At 32.8% G+C, this 14,704-nt stretch carries 13 protein-coding genes and 6 pseudogenes; 3 read left to right on the forward strand and 16 right to left on the reverse strand.

What is annotated here, in order from left to right; translation table 11 throughout:
- Positions 1-107: 107 nt before the first annotated feature.
- Positions 108-1,487, reverse strand: a complete 1,380-nt coding sequence (locus ABH960_RS28115; RefSeq protein WP_404449698.1) for an erythromycin esterase family protein — start codon at positions 1,485-1,487, stop codon at positions 108-110.
- Positions 1,488-1,938: 451 nt separating this feature from the next.
- Between ABH960_RS28115 and ABH960_RS28120 the strand changes: the two genes are divergently transcribed.
- A complete protein-coding gene (locus ABH960_RS28120) occupies positions 1,939-2,253 on the forward strand; it encodes a hypothetical protein (RefSeq protein ID WP_404449700.1) in 315 nt (104 codons plus the stop codon).
- 155 nt (positions 2,254-2,408) lie between these two features.
- Here ABH960_RS28120 and ABH960_RS28125 read toward each other — a convergent pair whose 3' ends face one another.
- Positions 2,409-2,645, reverse strand: coding sequence for a hypothetical protein (locus tag ABH960_RS28125; RefSeq protein WP_061689708.1), 237 nt, complete (start codon positions 2,643-2,645; stop codon positions 2,409-2,411).
- 362 nt (positions 2,646-3,007) lie between these two features.
- Between ABH960_RS28125 and ABH960_RS28130 the strand changes: the two genes are divergently transcribed.
- Complete coding sequence (locus tag ABH960_RS28130) at positions 3,008-3,313, forward strand: hypothetical protein (RefSeq protein ID WP_061689707.1); 306 nt, start codon at positions 3,008-3,010, stop codon at positions 3,311-3,313.
- A gap of 394 nt (positions 3,314-3,707) precedes the next feature.
- Here the strand turns inward: ABH960_RS28130 and ABH960_RS28135 are convergent, their stop codons facing one another.
- The 14 genes and pseudogenes from ABH960_RS28135 to ABH960_RS28200 all read right to left on the reverse strand — a co-directional run bounded on the left by ABH960_RS28135 (position 3,708) and on the right by ABH960_RS28200 (position 13,841).
- On the reverse strand, positions 3,708-4,466 hold the full coding sequence (locus ABH960_RS28135; RefSeq protein WP_404449702.1) for a DUF975 family protein: 759 nt from the start codon (positions 4,464-4,466) through the stop codon (positions 3,708-3,710).
- A gap of 309 nt (positions 4,467-4,775) precedes the next feature.
- Complete coding sequence (locus tag ABH960_RS28140; RefSeq protein WP_404449704.1) at positions 4,776-5,408, reverse strand: type 1 glutamine amidotransferase family protein; 633 nt, start codon at positions 5,406-5,408, stop codon at positions 4,776-4,778.
- A 74-nt stretch (positions 5,409-5,482) separates the two neighbouring features.
- Positions 5,483-6,445 (reverse strand): helix-turn-helix transcriptional regulator, encoded by a 963-nt coding sequence (locus ABH960_RS28145; protein ID WP_404449706.1) that lies wholly within the window; start codon positions 6,443-6,445, stop codon positions 5,483-5,485.
- 63 nt (positions 6,446-6,508) lie between these two features.
- Positions 6,509-6,766, reverse strand: a pseudogene (locus tag ABH960_RS28150) (helix-turn-helix domain-containing protein); the annotation flags it as partial.
- Positions 6,767-7,004: 238 nt separating this feature from the next.
- On the reverse strand, positions 7,005-7,139 hold the full coding sequence (locus ABH960_RS28155) for an aspartyl-phosphate phosphatase Spo0E family protein (RefSeq protein ID WP_404449708.1): 135 nt from the start codon (positions 7,137-7,139) through the stop codon (positions 7,005-7,007).
- Between the two features lie 378 nt (positions 7,140-7,517).
- Positions 7,518-8,639: pseudogene (gene tnpB, locus ABH960_RS28160) on the reverse strand (IS200/IS605 family element RNA-guided endonuclease TnpB).
- 142 nt (positions 8,640-8,781) lie between these two features.
- Positions 8,782-9,161, reverse strand: a pseudogene (locus tag ABH960_RS28165) (hypothetical protein).
- Between the two features lie 68 nt (positions 9,162-9,229).
- On the reverse strand, positions 9,230-9,829 hold the full coding sequence (locus tag ABH960_RS28170; RefSeq protein ID WP_071680161.1) for a hypothetical protein: 600 nt from the start codon (positions 9,827-9,829) through the stop codon (positions 9,230-9,232).
- Positions 9,830-10,051: 222 nt separating this feature from the next.
- Positions 10,052-10,846, reverse strand: a pseudogene (locus tag ABH960_RS28175) (RNA-guided endonuclease TnpB family protein); the annotation flags it as partial.
- Between the two features lie 89 nt (positions 10,847-10,935).
- Entirely contained in the window at positions 10,936-11,130 is a 195-nt protein-coding gene (locus tag ABH960_RS28180) for a hypothetical protein (protein ID WP_404449710.1), read from the reverse strand.
- Positions 11,131-11,364: 234 nt separating this feature from the next.
- Positions 11,365-11,556: a hypothetical protein gene (locus tag ABH960_RS28185; protein WP_404449712.1), complete on the reverse strand. Its 192-nt coding sequence runs from the start codon at positions 11,554-11,556 to the stop codon at positions 11,365-11,367.
- 360 nt (positions 11,557-11,916) lie between these two features.
- Positions 11,917-12,195: pseudogene (locus tag ABH960_RS28190) on the reverse strand (hypothetical protein).
- Between the two features lie 548 nt (positions 12,196-12,743).
- Positions 12,744-13,115, reverse strand: a complete 372-nt coding sequence (locus ABH960_RS28195) for an ArpU family phage packaging/lysis transcriptional regulator (RefSeq protein WP_404449714.1) — start codon at positions 13,113-13,115, stop codon at positions 12,744-12,746.
- 138 nt (positions 13,116-13,253) lie between these two features.
- A pseudogene (locus ABH960_RS28200) lies at positions 13,254-13,841 on the reverse strand (Holliday junction resolvase RecU).
- A gap of 129 nt (positions 13,842-13,970) precedes the next feature.
- Here ABH960_RS28200 and ABH960_RS28205 point away from each other — a divergent pair.
- Entirely contained in the window at positions 13,971-14,267 is a 297-nt protein-coding gene (locus ABH960_RS28205) for a hypothetical protein (RefSeq protein WP_404449716.1), read from the forward strand.
- Positions 14,268-14,704: the final 437 nt, after the last annotated feature.

The following is a 14,704-nucleotide window of genomic DNA, read 5'->3' on the forward strand; positions in this document are numbered from 1 at the left end:
CTCCGATCCCAATTTTCTCTCATTATACAAGAAATACCCTATAGAATAGACTTTTTTTTCAGTGTCTATTCTATAGGGTACATTTTATAGTAAGGATGCTCTTTTATTTATTTCAGTAAAGAAGGCGTCGTCTTTTCTAACCAAAGAATGCCATCATATTGTTCTGTCGGAACCATGATTTCTTCTTGTTCTTTGTCGCCCCAATAACTTGACGCAGTAGGAGTAAACATCCATGACGTTTCTGGTCGATTACTTTCTTCCTTTAGGCTAACAAACACGTTGGGGCTTCCCACCGTGCTGATTATTTTTTCAACACTTTGTTCTTCGTGTTCGTTATGTACAGTAATAATATCTTTATTGTTAGAACCCCAACTGCTTCCACTATAGGCAAATACGCCAATCGTGTACATTTGGTTTTTGATGCGCTGCGGAAGGTAATCCATCATATTTGGGGCTACATAATTGTATTGTTGTACCTTCATAAAATCTAATAACATTTTCGAATTTTGTTTTCGAATATGATAATTATGCCCCCATACAATGATTTTTTTGTTTTTATACTGCATTTCAGTAAGCCATGCTAAGTTTTGTGCCATTTTTTGATCTCGGATATAAAAAGAGTAGTCTGTAAGGGTAGGCGAGAGGATACCGCCTCTAGCTTTCATATCGGCATCTAAATGCGTTTTTATCGCATCAATTCGTATACTAATTGATTTTTCAAGGAAATTCACATCATACGTAGAATGAGGTGCAACCTGAGTCAATTCTGCTTTATGATTTTGAATAAACGTTCTTACGCTTTCAAATTTGTTGATTACAGGCTGTATGTCTCTTTTATATTGATCATAGGGATAGGTACCCTTTAAATTATAGTAATACTTATCTAGTCTAATCAACTCTGTTACTGCTGTATCAAATTCAGATGCCACTTCAGGGCTTAGTTTTTGCAACCATTCTTTTGCATAGGGATAAAAGGGTGAATCATAAAACAGATTTATATCAAATCCAGCTAATGTGAGTGGCGTTCCTTTTTCTTTTTGTTCTTTCATATAGATAAACAATTGTTCAATTTCCTCTGTTTGCCATACACCTTCTAACGATTGCTTCATTGCTTCCGTAGCGGTTAAGCGGTCAAAATTTTGCTGAACAGCTGATGCTTCCGCCAACCCTGATTCAAATGCAATCACATCATATCTCATTTCCTCATGTAAGTACTTAATCATTCGTATTTTGGATTGATTAATTTCTTTCGCACCATGTGTACTCTCGCCAAGTACAACAATACGCTTGTCTTTTACCACCTCTTTAAGAAATGATAAATCTTCTGTTGTTTGGGAAGTGGGTTCATGTAATTTTTTTGCATGCTCATGTAACCATTCCTCCCACTTTGGTTGATCAACTGGTTTTTCTGCGGCAAAAGCGACAGATGTAAAGGTTGTACAGGCTAGAAGTGTACTCATTAGCCCAAGTTTCCATTTTTTACGCACAACAACGCCTCCAAGAATCATTTTTTTAGAGATTGAATAGAATGAATATCAAAAATTAACTAATATACCATTATTTATAATAATACATATGCAGATACCGAACAATATAAATATTCTAAAAAATTAAAAATAAACTTCATATATATTGAAGAAACCTTCTATATATAGGTCGCACCCCATTAAGAAGAACAAGCGTAGAAATTTAATCTTTCTACGCTTTTAAAATTATTCAACTCCAGAAAAAACTGTACCTTTTCTTCTAGAGATACTAATTTTCTAGTTTTGATGTATTTATTCACCTTAGCTTTCTTCTGTTGTGGTGAAAAACCATTTTTAAATATAGATTCCAATAGAAATTTATATCACTCCTTCAAATAAATACAGAATTTGTAGCAAAACCATATATACTATATGAACGTATCAATTAAACATACTTAATGGAGAACAGAACATGATAAAACATATACTCAGTTTCATACTTGGAACATTTGTTATGTTAATTGGTTCTTTTTGGGTTATTCCCTACACCCTCGAAACCATTGACAGTAATGTAAGCTATATTACTCATGAAAAAAAGTATTTTAGTAAGCTATATGACTATGACATTAACCTTTGGTTGATTGCAATGTTTATATTTTGCATTTTTTCTGCGATTTCTGTTCTTATATTAAAGTTACCTAATTATAATAGGGGCAAAAACACTCATATAAAAAAATATAGTCAAACAAATCAGCGAAAAAAAGCAAAGAGAAGGCGTCGTAAATAATTGTGTTCTTGTATTAGGGTTTTTACTTCCAAAAATATCTTAGCGTATAATATCCGTGTTTTGACGTCGGTACCCCTTGATGGGACCCCCTATACTTAGTTAAAAACTCATCAATTACTTTAATTTCGCATTCTTCGTTTATAGTATCCATTGTCCTAGTGGAAATTTTCCGAATATGTACGTTTGAAAACATCACGCTCTGGAATGTGTTTGTATAGCATGTTTTCTTCTTTGACAAGAATATCATAAGAATGATAGTCGTGTTCAATCGAACCGCCAATATCTCTAATGTCAATTGTTCCAATGAGCATCTTATTTCCGAATTTAAACAATACTTTTTCACCTAATTGGAACTTCATTGGTGGAAAAGCTCTATCTTTTTTCCAATACATGTGTTTAACTCCTATCATTTTTTAAAAGCCAGGATACCGATATTAGATAAGCTGGTGGGATCCCGTAAAGAAATATTAAGGTTGTTTAATTTCGATAAGCGAATCGTTAACCCTAATTCAGCGATTATTTTATATTCTCAAGAGATATTCCCCTTCACTGCAACTCATTGCAATATGTCTACTTCTGTGAGACATTACACAATTGTACAGAGATAATAAAGTAATATGAAAAATAATATAAAGATTTTAATTTAATCCTATATATTTTTTATAAATTCTAAAAGTGAATTCCCTATTTTTTGTATAATAGATAGAGACTATTTAATTTCTTATGGATATTCTTGAAAAGGGAGTAATGCTGTATGAAATCAATAAATGTAAATGGGAATATATATTATATTGAATCTGTTCCTTTTGAAGATAAGAGTGAGCAGGATGAAGAGGGATACTACGAATATTTTTACAAAGGAGTCGATTTATCATTTCACTGTGGCAAAGAAATAATTAAAGCCCGAATTTATGATGATGAAGAAATAATATACTTCTTAAAAAATCCATCTCTTGCTTTTAGTAAAGATTTTGAAGCGATAAAAGCATATATAATTAGAGAATATAATGTAAATAAATTTAAGATCCCAGGTGGCGAAAAAGCCTATATAGAAATATAGACATAATCGATCTTTGTCTTTATCATGATAAATTAAATGCAAAAGGTAGGTAGTTATATGATTCATAAAGCTGAACTAAAGGACAATAATATAATTGAAAATCTAGATTAAAAAATTGGTTCTTCCCCAAAACGACAAAAATGAACTAAATGATCATAAATAATTGTAAAGAGATAAAAAATTTTGTTTAGGCAGACTTCATTACCGTAGCTTGAAAGCGATGTGGTGCTACACCTATTTCATCCAACTTGCAACATGTTTGCAGTACTCTTGCTCAAATCATAATAAACGTGATACATCCGCTTTTTAACATAATATTAAAAGCGGATATACTTAATTGCATATCCACTATCAAGAAAGTATATATTTTACCTTATACATACTTACTTCTTATTTATATACTTACCTTCGCTTCTCCAACATCCTGTTTTTTTATTAAATCTAAGTAAAAATGTGAGACAGTTGTGTTGTAATAAGGAGAAATGAAAATAAATGATAGATTAAATGTAAACATTCCTATAAATGCGGCTAATAAAAACCAACCAATAAATGATAACCAAAGAACAAATAACTTTAACTTTTGTCCTTTCATTATCCTTTTACTTTCTCTCAATGCTTCACTTGCTGTATAATCAGGATTCTCTACTAATATGTAATACGACATGGAATAAGAAAAATATTTTATAATACCAGGAACAATTAATAAGAGACTCCATAAAAAAAGAAAAATAGCTTGCAACAGGCCCAATTTTATTGATCTAAACAAATTGCTTTTTTTAAACCCTAGAAATACATCGTCCACTTTAGCGTCTTCATTTTCCCCTAAATGTAAGGTGAAAGCAGAATATCCATAATTAAAGATGCCTTGTATGGAGCTGTAAATTAAGAAACAAATAAGTCCTAAAAAAATATAACTTAGAATAAGTAAAACTAGTGCAGTAGGGTCTACTTGGGGTTGCCCACTAATTGAATAAACAAAGATTACATCCAAACCAATTACTCCAATAAACAGGCCAACTATTAAATACATGAATGTCGCGATTGCTGACGCACTAAGAGTAGGTACAAAATAGTTTAACGCTGATACTCCTATACTTATCCCCCATTTACCATCTAACGAATTAAGTGCTGCTTTCTTTAAATTTCTTGTCATACTTGTATTCCCTCCTTTTTTCTTATTTTCCTTTACTGAAAAAACAAAAAAACTTGTAGCAGGCCCCGCTACAAGTTCTTTTAGCTAAATACTTTAGCTCATCAAAACAAATTATTTATTCTACACAATCGGGGGTAATGCCTAAAATATGGTTTGTTAACATTATTATATAACATCATTATGAATTTTTGTTAAAAATTCTATATATTCAGACGGATAATTATCCGTTTTTTACTTTTTTGATTTTCATGTAGTTTTATCTATATTTTTATTTGAACTAATATAAAACTGCTAAGTTGATTTTTTAGCTCAGCTATTTATTGAATTCATTAACTGAAAGAAGTATTCAGGTTTATGAGTCTTATTTAGGTTATACCATGAATGTAATGTGTCGGGTGCAAATACATCTAATTTTTTCAGTACTTCCATCGCAAATTCTAGAGGAGCTATTCCTGATGCAGTAACTAAATTCGCATCAGATACCGCAGATCCCAACTCATAGAACTTTTCTCCTTTATAGTTAGGACATACCATTTTAGTGTATTCTAAATTATTACTTGTATGCTTTCTAGTATCTAAGTATCCCATATTTGCAAGTGCCTCAGTTGCACCACAAATTGCAGCAACAATAGTGCCAAGCTTTAAAGCTTGGCCAATTCTTTCCAAGATAGGTTGATGAATTTCTTCACTCCAAGTACTCCCTCCTGGTAAAATCAAAAGATTTTTACTCTCAAGAGTACATTCATCAAGGGAAATATCTGGTTTTATGCTCAGTCCTCCCATAGTAGTAATCATTTCTTTATTAGCTCCTACTGTAATTACTTTTAAAGGTGCTAAATCTTTTTTGAAATATCTTCCTGAGTTTAGTTCAGCAATTAAATATCCATATTCCCAGTCCGACATTGTATTAAATACATATAGAAAAGCTTTTTTTGTTTGCATCCAATAACACTCCAATCACAATTGATATGGCTATTATAATATAACTTCCCTGACAGTTAACGTCAGGGAAGTTATCATACTTGATGAAATTTTATTAATTCCGACAGAACTTCAATAAGTCTTTTCTTAAGACTTATTGGCTCAATAACTTTAATAGATTTATTGTACGGTAAAAGTAAATAAGGTACATATGTATGTATCATATCTTTTTCAAGAAGAAAAACTGCTTGATTTGAAGTCCGTTCTTGTAAATAATGTCCTAAAAACCAATGTTGGCAAATATCAGCCAATACACTTTTATCCCCATGAATAACCAAAGAAATAATCCCTTCCTTATCTTCTATAGTTGGAAGAAGATTTTTTATAAAAAAGTCACGTGCTGAAAAATTTACTGGCCGGTTAAACTTATTTTCGGTTAGCATTAGACTTTCAATTCGATCTACTCTAAAACTACGGATATCATTCCTAAGATGACAAAATCCAATTACATACCACTTATTATTCCAATAGATAATTCTGTACGGATCGACCAATCTATAATTTAATTGCTTTTCGCCACTTTTATAGTAAAGAATTTTTACTGAGTACCCGTCAGCTACAGCCTGCTCCAACTCCTTCAAAAAAGGTTCCATAGAGAGTGAACTTAATCGACTTATTACTTCTAGACTAGTTAAATGTTGGTTTATCTTTGCTTCCTGCTCTTGATTTGAGTATTTACTTAGTTTTGAAATGGCCCTATTTAGTGCTTCACCTCCATAATATCCGGCTTCTTCTGCAAAAACAGCAGCGTGAAATAGTGAAGTTTGCTCCTCAAAATCAAAAAAAAGAGGAGCCTCAATAAAATTGTTCAATAAAGTGTATCCACCGTTATGTCCTGGTTCTGAAATTATAGGTACGCCACTTGTTGAAATTGTATCAATATAACGATACACAGTCCTTATATTCATCTCTAACTTTTCTGAAATTTGTTTTGCAGTAATTTTTTTACCTGAGCGAAGCATCCATAGAATTGCTAACATATTGTCAATTTTAGGCATATAATTCCACCTCTATATGGAATTTATTTTCTATTATATATTTCTGATTTTTGGTATAACTCATCAACTGTTCCTTTCCAATAGCTTTCTATATAATGAGGCCCTAGACACATTTGTAATTTCACAAATGTGATTTACAGTCATATCTCCCTCTTTATAAAACTTTACTGCATAATTCTTTCCTGCATGATTTTTATGGTACTTCTTTAACCGACCTTTAAACTTTTCTCCTTTCTTAGCCAGTTCAATCCCTTCACGCTGCCGCATACGGATAAGATCACGTTCTAATTGGTTTACACCCGCCATAATCATAATTAAGAATTATTGGTGTCTTCTTTTATATGAATTAGTTTAACTGCTTTCTCTATTAAATCTGTTCTTAATTTTATAATAGTAATCACATCACTTTTCAAACGAATATAATTAATTAAGGTTTTAAACTTTCTCAATATTACAGTATCAAATTTCTTATATAATTAAATTATTCTCTTTATTTATTTTATGTATCTGTTCCCTTTGAACCCTACCATTATAGGGTTCCTTTTTTATAATCATATATTTATTTATTAATTAATTTATCAATTTCCTGACTTAAATAGAGGACTTTCGTATGACCAAAGCCATGGTTATTTACCAGTTCTATTAATTCTAATTTTTTATTTTCTATTAGATCATTTAACTTCGCCACTAACATAAACTTTTTTCTTTCACACTCCCCCTGAGCAAAATAAAAAGAGCTGCTCCCAGCTCTTGTATACTAAAAATCTTTATTATTGCAGTGTAAAATTTCCATATTCTATTATACATTAATATACATAAAGCCAACAACAAAAATTTTAGTGTATTAAGAAATAAAAAAGCAGCAATATTTCATTACTGCTACAACTTCTTTATAAATTCATTATTTATAAAAACATATTCTTCCGGTCCATCAGCTTCACCATACCAAACTTCCAGCTTTATAATATGTTCTGCTACTTCTTTTAATATCACATTCTTGAACTACCCCCACTTTTACTTCGTTTAGAAGAGGGGGATTTCTAAGTAAAGAGTTCTATTGAACTCTAATTTATTAGGCTATCTCCGCAGTCCTTGCGGTTAGAAGCCTTATCGCTTCATTCTTTAGATTGATACTTGCGTTAATATCCCTATCATGGTGTGTAAGGCAAGAAGGGCAGTCCCATTTACGTAGGTTTAGATTTTTAACGTCTTTGTTTTGATATCCACAACAAGAACATAATTGGCTTGAAGCAAATGTTTTCGATACGACAATGATTTGTTTGCCGTACCATTTCGCTTTATATTCCAACATGGTTCGAAACTGTGACCATGATACCTCACTAATTGCTTTTGCTAACTTATGATTCTTTAACATATTCGATACTTGCAAATCTTCTATACCGATAACATCGTGGTTTTTGATGATTTCAGTTGAGATTTTGTCCAAGTAATCTTTTCTGGCATTTGCCATGTATTCATGAATTCTAGCTACCTTTACTCGTTGTTTATTCCAGCGAGAAGATCCTTTCATTCTTCTAGAAAGAACACGCTGTGCTTTTACCAACTTCTCTTCTAACGATCGAAAAAACTTTGGATTTTTATAGATTGTTCCATCTGACAAAATGGCGAAATCTTTTAGTCCTACATCCATTCCAATGTAAGAATTTGTTTTCGGAAGTTCTTGTACTTCTGTTTCAACTAACAATGACACAAAGTATCTGCCAGAAGGGTTTCGTCTAACTGTAGCATTTAAAATACGTCCCTTTACTTCACGACTTTTGGCAAATCGAACAAGACCGAGTTTTGGCAATTTCATTTTGTTTCCTACAACGGCAATGTTTTCATTTGTTTGTTTTGTGGTGTAAGATTGTACGTTGTTTTTCTTAGATTTGAAATGCGGGGCACTGTTTTATTTTTTGAAAAAGCGTGTATAAGCATCCGCAAGGTTGCGAACAGACGACTGAATCGCAATACTATCCACTTCTTTTAGCCAAACAAACTCTTTCTTCATGGCAGGAAGTTTGGCAGAGCATGTCCCATATGTCAAACCTTTTCCTGTTTCTTTGTATGCATTATCCCATAGAGATAGGAAATGATTGAATACAAAACGAGAACAGCCAATCGTTTTATTGATTAGGATCGCTTGTGCTTTATTTGGATAGATACGAAATTTATATGCTTTATTGATTATCATTCGTCCCACTCCCATTTCGATATGTGTCTATTATACAACAAACGTATATTCGATAGGTAGTGAAGTAACAGTTTATGCATGTCGAACAATTAAGATGGCTTCCTGCCATCCCCTGTCCGAAGCCAATTCATCTCCCACCTACTCACTTCGCGTTCCTTGAGGAAGGAGTCTTCTTGGCTAAAATGATAAATGATGTAATAGGTGTCACGTTATGTTCTGTATCCCTGTAATTCTTTAGATTGGCTATAAATGACCATTCAAACCTTTTAAATTTGTATAATAGTCAGTCTCTTCTTCCCAGTTGCCTACGTGCCACCTCATATATAGAAAATCATCTTCTGCTAATGCTTCATTTATCTGTCCCTTTGTAAATGGAATGTCTTTACTTTGATTAACTTTTATATATTCTTTAACGAATGGAAACTTTAAAGCTGCTTCTTCCCAGCTTCCTGTATTTATCAATTCCACTAATCCTTTATATTCATCCTTTATAATTACTTTAACTCGAAAGGCTGTATACATTTCAAAAGACAATTTTTTCACCCTCTTAAATTCATTATGAATTTAATTAACCTATCCTATATACTTAACTACACAATAGATGGTTTTAGAAATCGCACTACGTTTCCCTTTTCACTAAATTCACTCTCATTGTTACAATTCTTTGAGGTAAGATCCACTATATAACTCTCTGAAATTTTAAAAGTTCTTTCCTCATTAAACATTGTCAAAGGAACTGATACTCCAACATTATTATCTAAATGACTTAGTACCATTACAGGGATAGTTTCTCCTTTTAATAAATCAACATATGAGGTCTTAACTTTATAATAATGCCCTTCTAAAAAATGCATTTTTCCGTTTATTAAATCCACTGCAACTCCGTTATTACAGTACGCTAAGCTTTGATTTGAAAAATGGATGTCATCCGATACTTTAATAAATTTCATCGTTTTATTATCAAATATATAGTAACCCTCTCTTACTACAAAGAGATTATGCGGATTGATAAACTCTAGCAAATAATGTGTGATTTCAAAGCTAGTATCTCCCTCAATCATTTCTCTGTATTCTACATAAAGTTTCTCTAACTTTTTAAATGTACTTAGTTTGATCCCCTGATTTGGTCTTGATGCAAGTGTTAAGTCATCTAATACCCATTTAGCCACGTATGTTGACGTTGGAATCATTTACAATATACCCCCTTCAAAATTCTATATATGAACATATAAACTATTTAAATTTAATAAATTGGGCTCTACTTAAAGTATAGGCAGAATCTGTTTAATAACTAAGATAATTCTCTAACTTTTTCATATTTACTTCTTTTGAACTACTCACCACTTAACATCCTCACGGACTGTTTGAAGTGGGAGATTCCTAAGTACAGAAACCTAACGGTTTCTAATTCATTAGGCTATCCCCGTAGTTCCTACGGTTAAGAGACGAATTGCTTCGTTTCTAAGATTGAGCGCTGCATTTCGATCTCTATCGTGATGTGCGCCACAAGAAGGGCAATCCCACTCACGAATTTTTAGATTTTTAACGTTTTTGTTTTTGTATTCACAATTGGAGCATAATTGACTAGAAGCAAATGTTTTAGATACTATAACAACTTGTTTGCCATACCATTTTGCTTTATATTCCAACATAGTCCGAAATTGTGACCAAGATACTTCATTAATCGCTTTTGCAAGCTTTCTATTTTTGAGCATGTTACTGACTTGTAAGTCTTCCGTACCGATAACATCGTGGTTTTTGATGATTTCAGTAGAAAGTTTATGTAAGTAATCAGCTCTTGCATTTGCAATATGTTCATGGGTTCGTGCAACTTTCACACGTTGTTTATTCCAGTTCGAAGAACCTTTTGTTCTTCTAGAAAGGAAACGCTGTGCTTTCGCTAACTTTTCTTCTAATGTACGGAAAAATTTAGGGTTCTTGTATGTTGTGCCATGAGAAAGAATGACAAAATCTTTTAATCCAACATCAATTCCACAAGTGGATTCAGCTTTTGGAATTTCTTGTACGTTTGTTTCAACAAGGATAGATACAAAGTATTTACCACTTGGGTTACGACGAATCGTTGCATGCAAGATACGTCCTTCTAATTCACGACTTTTAGCAAAGCGAACAAGGCCAAGTTTCGGTAATTTTATATTGTTGCCTACAATTCCAATATTTCCGTCCGTTGTGTTCGTTTGTTTTGTTAGTCCTTATCCTTCCTCAACAAATAAGACCAGAAAATCCATGTACAAAAAAAAGAGCGCTTTTCTTCAAAGCCCTCTCCAATAGGAATTTACCAATCCTTACGCTTATCACAATCACAATCACAGTCACGATCATGATTACGTCTACGACGACATTCATCACAGTCACAGTCACGTCTACAACGACGGTCATCACAATCTCTATGTCTGCGTCTGCAGAACATTAAATCATCCCAAAATCTATTACAATCTCTGCAATGTCTGAAATTACAATTACATCCCATAAATATGATTACCTCCTCTTAACTTTAAGATTCATCATATCTTATGCTAAAAAAAAAACAGCTTGTTTACTAGTCTACTTTCTGCATTTTAAAGTAATAATATTATTATCTAATCTTTAAGCTTCAAATCCATTTCACCCCTTATCTTTCCTTAACAACAAACAAGACGCCACCCAGATTACGGCAGCGTCTACGATAATTGCTATTGGTTTAATCGATTTATTTACCCTCACGTCATTTATTTCTTTGCTTCCATACCCCATTCTCTTTACGATAAGTATTCTTACCATTCATGAAGTCAGCTGTATTACCAGGAATGCTATATTTTTCATTGTTTTTCTTAGCCTTCTTCTTCAGCCTCTTCTCTTCTTGAACAGCTCGCAAATCCGCCTTCCATTGTTTCAACAAATCCTTTTCACGCCGCATCGAATTTGTACCCCTTGGATTAAAATGTGAATCAAATAATTAGATTCTATCTATTTATATAATCATTTAATTCAAATGTCCATTTTGTACAAAATAAAGAGCACCTTACGATTGCAGGTGCTCAAATATATGAAGTGGGGCTACCCCATACTCCAATATATGCTTGTCCTTATAAAAGGTGCAAAATAAAAAGAGTACCCGTCCATTAGGTACCCTTCAACAAATAAGTATGGCGCTCCAAGTTTCACCTCATATGATAACTCGTCCCACGAATTCATCATATGCTTGTCTTATTAGAATTTTCACTGTTTTAATGTGTAATTTTTATACAACAAAGAAAAAAGCATCCATTTCGGATGCTTAATGTGCACTAATATTAATATTGAATAGCTTTATTGATAGACTTTCTAGAACAATGAATATACTAGCTGAAGCTGATCAATATCCAATATTTTTTCCTGTAACATTAATAGTAATCTCCGCTAAATGGGTTTGCACATCATCTTTTTCAAAAATTTTATCTTCAACCTTTTCAATTATTGCTACATTATCTACTTCTTTAAAAGTTTTCAGCAATTTTGTTTCTAATAAAGTAAAATCAAAATTTTCATCTTTAACCACATCAAATTTAATCTTCATTTTTCTTTCCCCATTTTTAACTAGTTAATATATTAACATTAATATAATTATATATATTTTTATTAAGTAATTCAAAAGTTATGCTTTACAAAACTCCCCATAGTTCACATATCTAATGGAGAGAAATAAAAAAACAAATCGTAAAAGTTCCTCTTCCAAGGTCAAGATAACTCTCAACCTTCTCCAAGCCACCGCAACACTATATATTAGCTACACGCTTCACATTTGGTTAGTTCGGTGACTGAGAGAAGACTAAGAATCTTCTCGTTTATACTCCGTGGAGCCGGCTCAAACAAAGAGTGGAAGCTCTCTGCTCGTTTAATCATTTAAGAAGAACAATCTGACTTACATTAGTTATTGTTGTAAAATATAAATAATTTCGGGAAGCTCTTATTCCCTCTAGCCTCCGCGTCACCGAGTAACGTTATTATAATGGGAACGCTATCCCAAAAACGTATTCTTTTTTCAAAGAACTGTTTATAGGAATAGCTTATAATTTTTACGTTTTTATTTAGTCCCCCAAAAAGTTCGCGTTTTGTTCGCACTTTTTAGATTATTCCCAGCGCTGTAGCAATCAACTTAACCCCACTCTGCTTCTTCTCATAGAAGTATGTCTTCTTGAGTAATAGATTGTGATAAACATCTGAATCCTTTACTCTCTCATTTGTCAGCAACTTTCGCTCTACAATATTACGCTCATCCTCATCTAATAAGTTATTAAGTGCCTTTTCAACCTGCTGCACCTTCCATTTACTCGTATTCCTTGAATCACGTAACTCAGGAAACAAACTGATCCCTTCTTGCTCCACGTCATTGCTGAATCGCATTTTGATTGCTCTGTATTCCTTTAATACGCTTACTACTTCCTTCGGTACTTTCTTATCATCGATATTCGGTGACAAAGTCAATTGTCTCTCCAAGTTGGAATCCTCCTATTTCAAATTTCGGTTTTTACATTTCCATCAGGTACGTGAAATTTTACTGTCAAACTACTGAATAAGGGAATGATGACTACAATACAGCCCCCACCACACTGTTAGTCATTGTTCCGCTATCCATTAAGCCTTTAGCAATTTACGTTTCTTGTTATTTATCTTCTCTTTTGCTGCCTCAATGTTATTTGCTACCCTTGTATGGTCCTGATCAATTTGAATCATGCCCTCTAACATTACTGGAATTAATCCTTATTCATCGATGTATTGTAAGTAATCTACAGTTGCTCGCTCCGTCTGATTTACCAGGTACCCATAAATATCAAAGTCTGCTCTTGGTATCGACTTCTTACCTTTTGGCTGCTGTGACATCCTTACATAAGCTTGAATGACTGATAGTGGTACCAGAAATACTGACTTGTCCTTGCTAAATTCAATAAGGAAGAAACAAACCGCTCCCATCTTCTCTGCTTTCTTTAGGTAATCCAACTGATGCTGAGCAATGTTCTTTAAATCAAATCGTGTAGCATTCTCTGTAGACTTCGCTTCAAACGCAATAGCTCGTCCCTTATAAACGCCATCATAGTCCACTGTACTTTTAGCTTCATAGAATCCATTTAATACACGGACACCTTTACTCTTTAACACCTTTACAGGAGTCGGACGCTTGTTTATAAGCATTTCAAATGCCATTTCACGGTTTCCTAGTCCCATTGTTATTCCTCTCTTTCTATTCAGAGGATTATTTTGTTAAAAAATTCATTTCGATTTATAACCGCTATCTTTTTCTTTAATTTCCCAGTAAAATTAAATGGAAATATTTTAATAACATAGGAGGAAGCAATGAAGTATAACATCAATCTATGGTCCTTTATATGTTCTTTGATTTGCGTTGGACTATTCTGTTTATATTTTGAAATTCCACTTGAACTATTCAAATTTTTCACGGATTCATTACACATTCACCCTTTATTTATATTACTAGTTTTAACAATAGGAACTTTTTTTGCTGGCATTATAGGATTTTCTAAGATGAATAATTGGATTGCGATGCTTAGGAGTATAGCAACAGTCTTACTAACATTGTTATTATCAGTGTTTTTAACACTAACTTTGATTGTGCGCTATGCATTAAGTTAAACGTAGTTTTTTATGAATAAAACTCAATATTCCGTCAATAATATAGATGACATTAGATTTTTCTCCTTGTTCCCCCTTGGAGAACCGAGCAGTTAGCTTTTGCTAGCTGCTCTTTGTTTGTAAAAAGCACTCAATTAATTGGGCATACATATAATATTCTGTGTTCCTTTCTCTATATATTGAAATAGTCTTTACAAATGGATAATCTCGTCACGAGAGCACTTTATTAAGTGCTCTTTTTGGGTTTTAAACTAATACAAAATGAAATTTTTGTTTTAGTTCCCACTCCTCCAGCATATTTTGTACCGAAGGGTGTTTACCTAAAAAGTTACCTCCTTATCGATGAGCACTCACTTATGTAGTGCTCCTTTTCATGTTGTATAATTCTGTTTTACTTGTATAAACTACAGATAGTTTCTTTTTTGAAACTCCCACAT

This window comes from Bacillus sp. RC252 (assembly GCF_044909215.1).
Classification (GTDB): Bacteria; Bacillota; Bacilli; order Bacillales; family Bacillaceae_G; genus Bacillus_A; species Bacillus_A mycoides.

Coding starts and splice junctions, on each gene's coding strand:
- ABH960_RS28130 (WP_061689707.1), top strand. CDS start 3,008: ATGAAATCAATAAATGTAAATGGGAATATATATTATATTGAATCTGTT.
- ABH960_RS28170 (WP_071680161.1), bottom strand. CDS start 9,829: ATGATTCCAACGTCAACATACGTGGCTAAATGGGTATTAGATGACTTA.
- ABH960_RS28155 (WP_404449708.1), bottom strand. CDS start 7,139: ATGTTAGTGGCGAAGTTAAATGATCTAATAGAAAATAAAAAATTAGAA.
- ABH960_RS28145 (WP_404449706.1), bottom strand. CDS start 6,445: ATGCCTAAAATTGACAATATGTTAGCAATTCTATGGATGCTTCGCTCA.
- ABH960_RS28140 (WP_404449704.1), bottom strand. CDS start 5,408: ATGCAAACAAAAAAAGCTTTTCTATATGTATTTAATACAATGTCGGAC.
- ABH960_RS28205 (WP_404449716.1), top strand. CDS start 13,971: ATGAAGTATAACATCAATCTATGGTCCTTTATATGTTCTTTGATTTGC.
- ABH960_RS28120 (WP_404449700.1), top strand. CDS start 1,939: ATGATAAAACATATACTCAGTTTCATACTTGGAACATTTGTTATGTTA.
- ABH960_RS28135 (WP_404449702.1), bottom strand. CDS start 4,466: ATGACAAGAAATTTAAAGAAAGCAGCACTTAATTCGTTAGATGGTAAA.
- ABH960_RS28180 (WP_404449710.1), bottom strand. CDS start 11,130: ATGGGATGTAATTGTAATTTCAGACATTGCAGAGATTGTAATAGATTT.
- ABH960_RS28185 (WP_404449712.1), bottom strand. CDS start 11,556: ATGCGGCGTGAAAAGGATTTGTTGAAACAATGGAAGGCGGATTTGCGA.
- ABH960_RS28125 (WP_061689708.1), bottom strand. CDS start 2,645: ATGTATTGGAAAAAAGATAGAGCTTTTCCACCAATGAAGTTCCAATTA.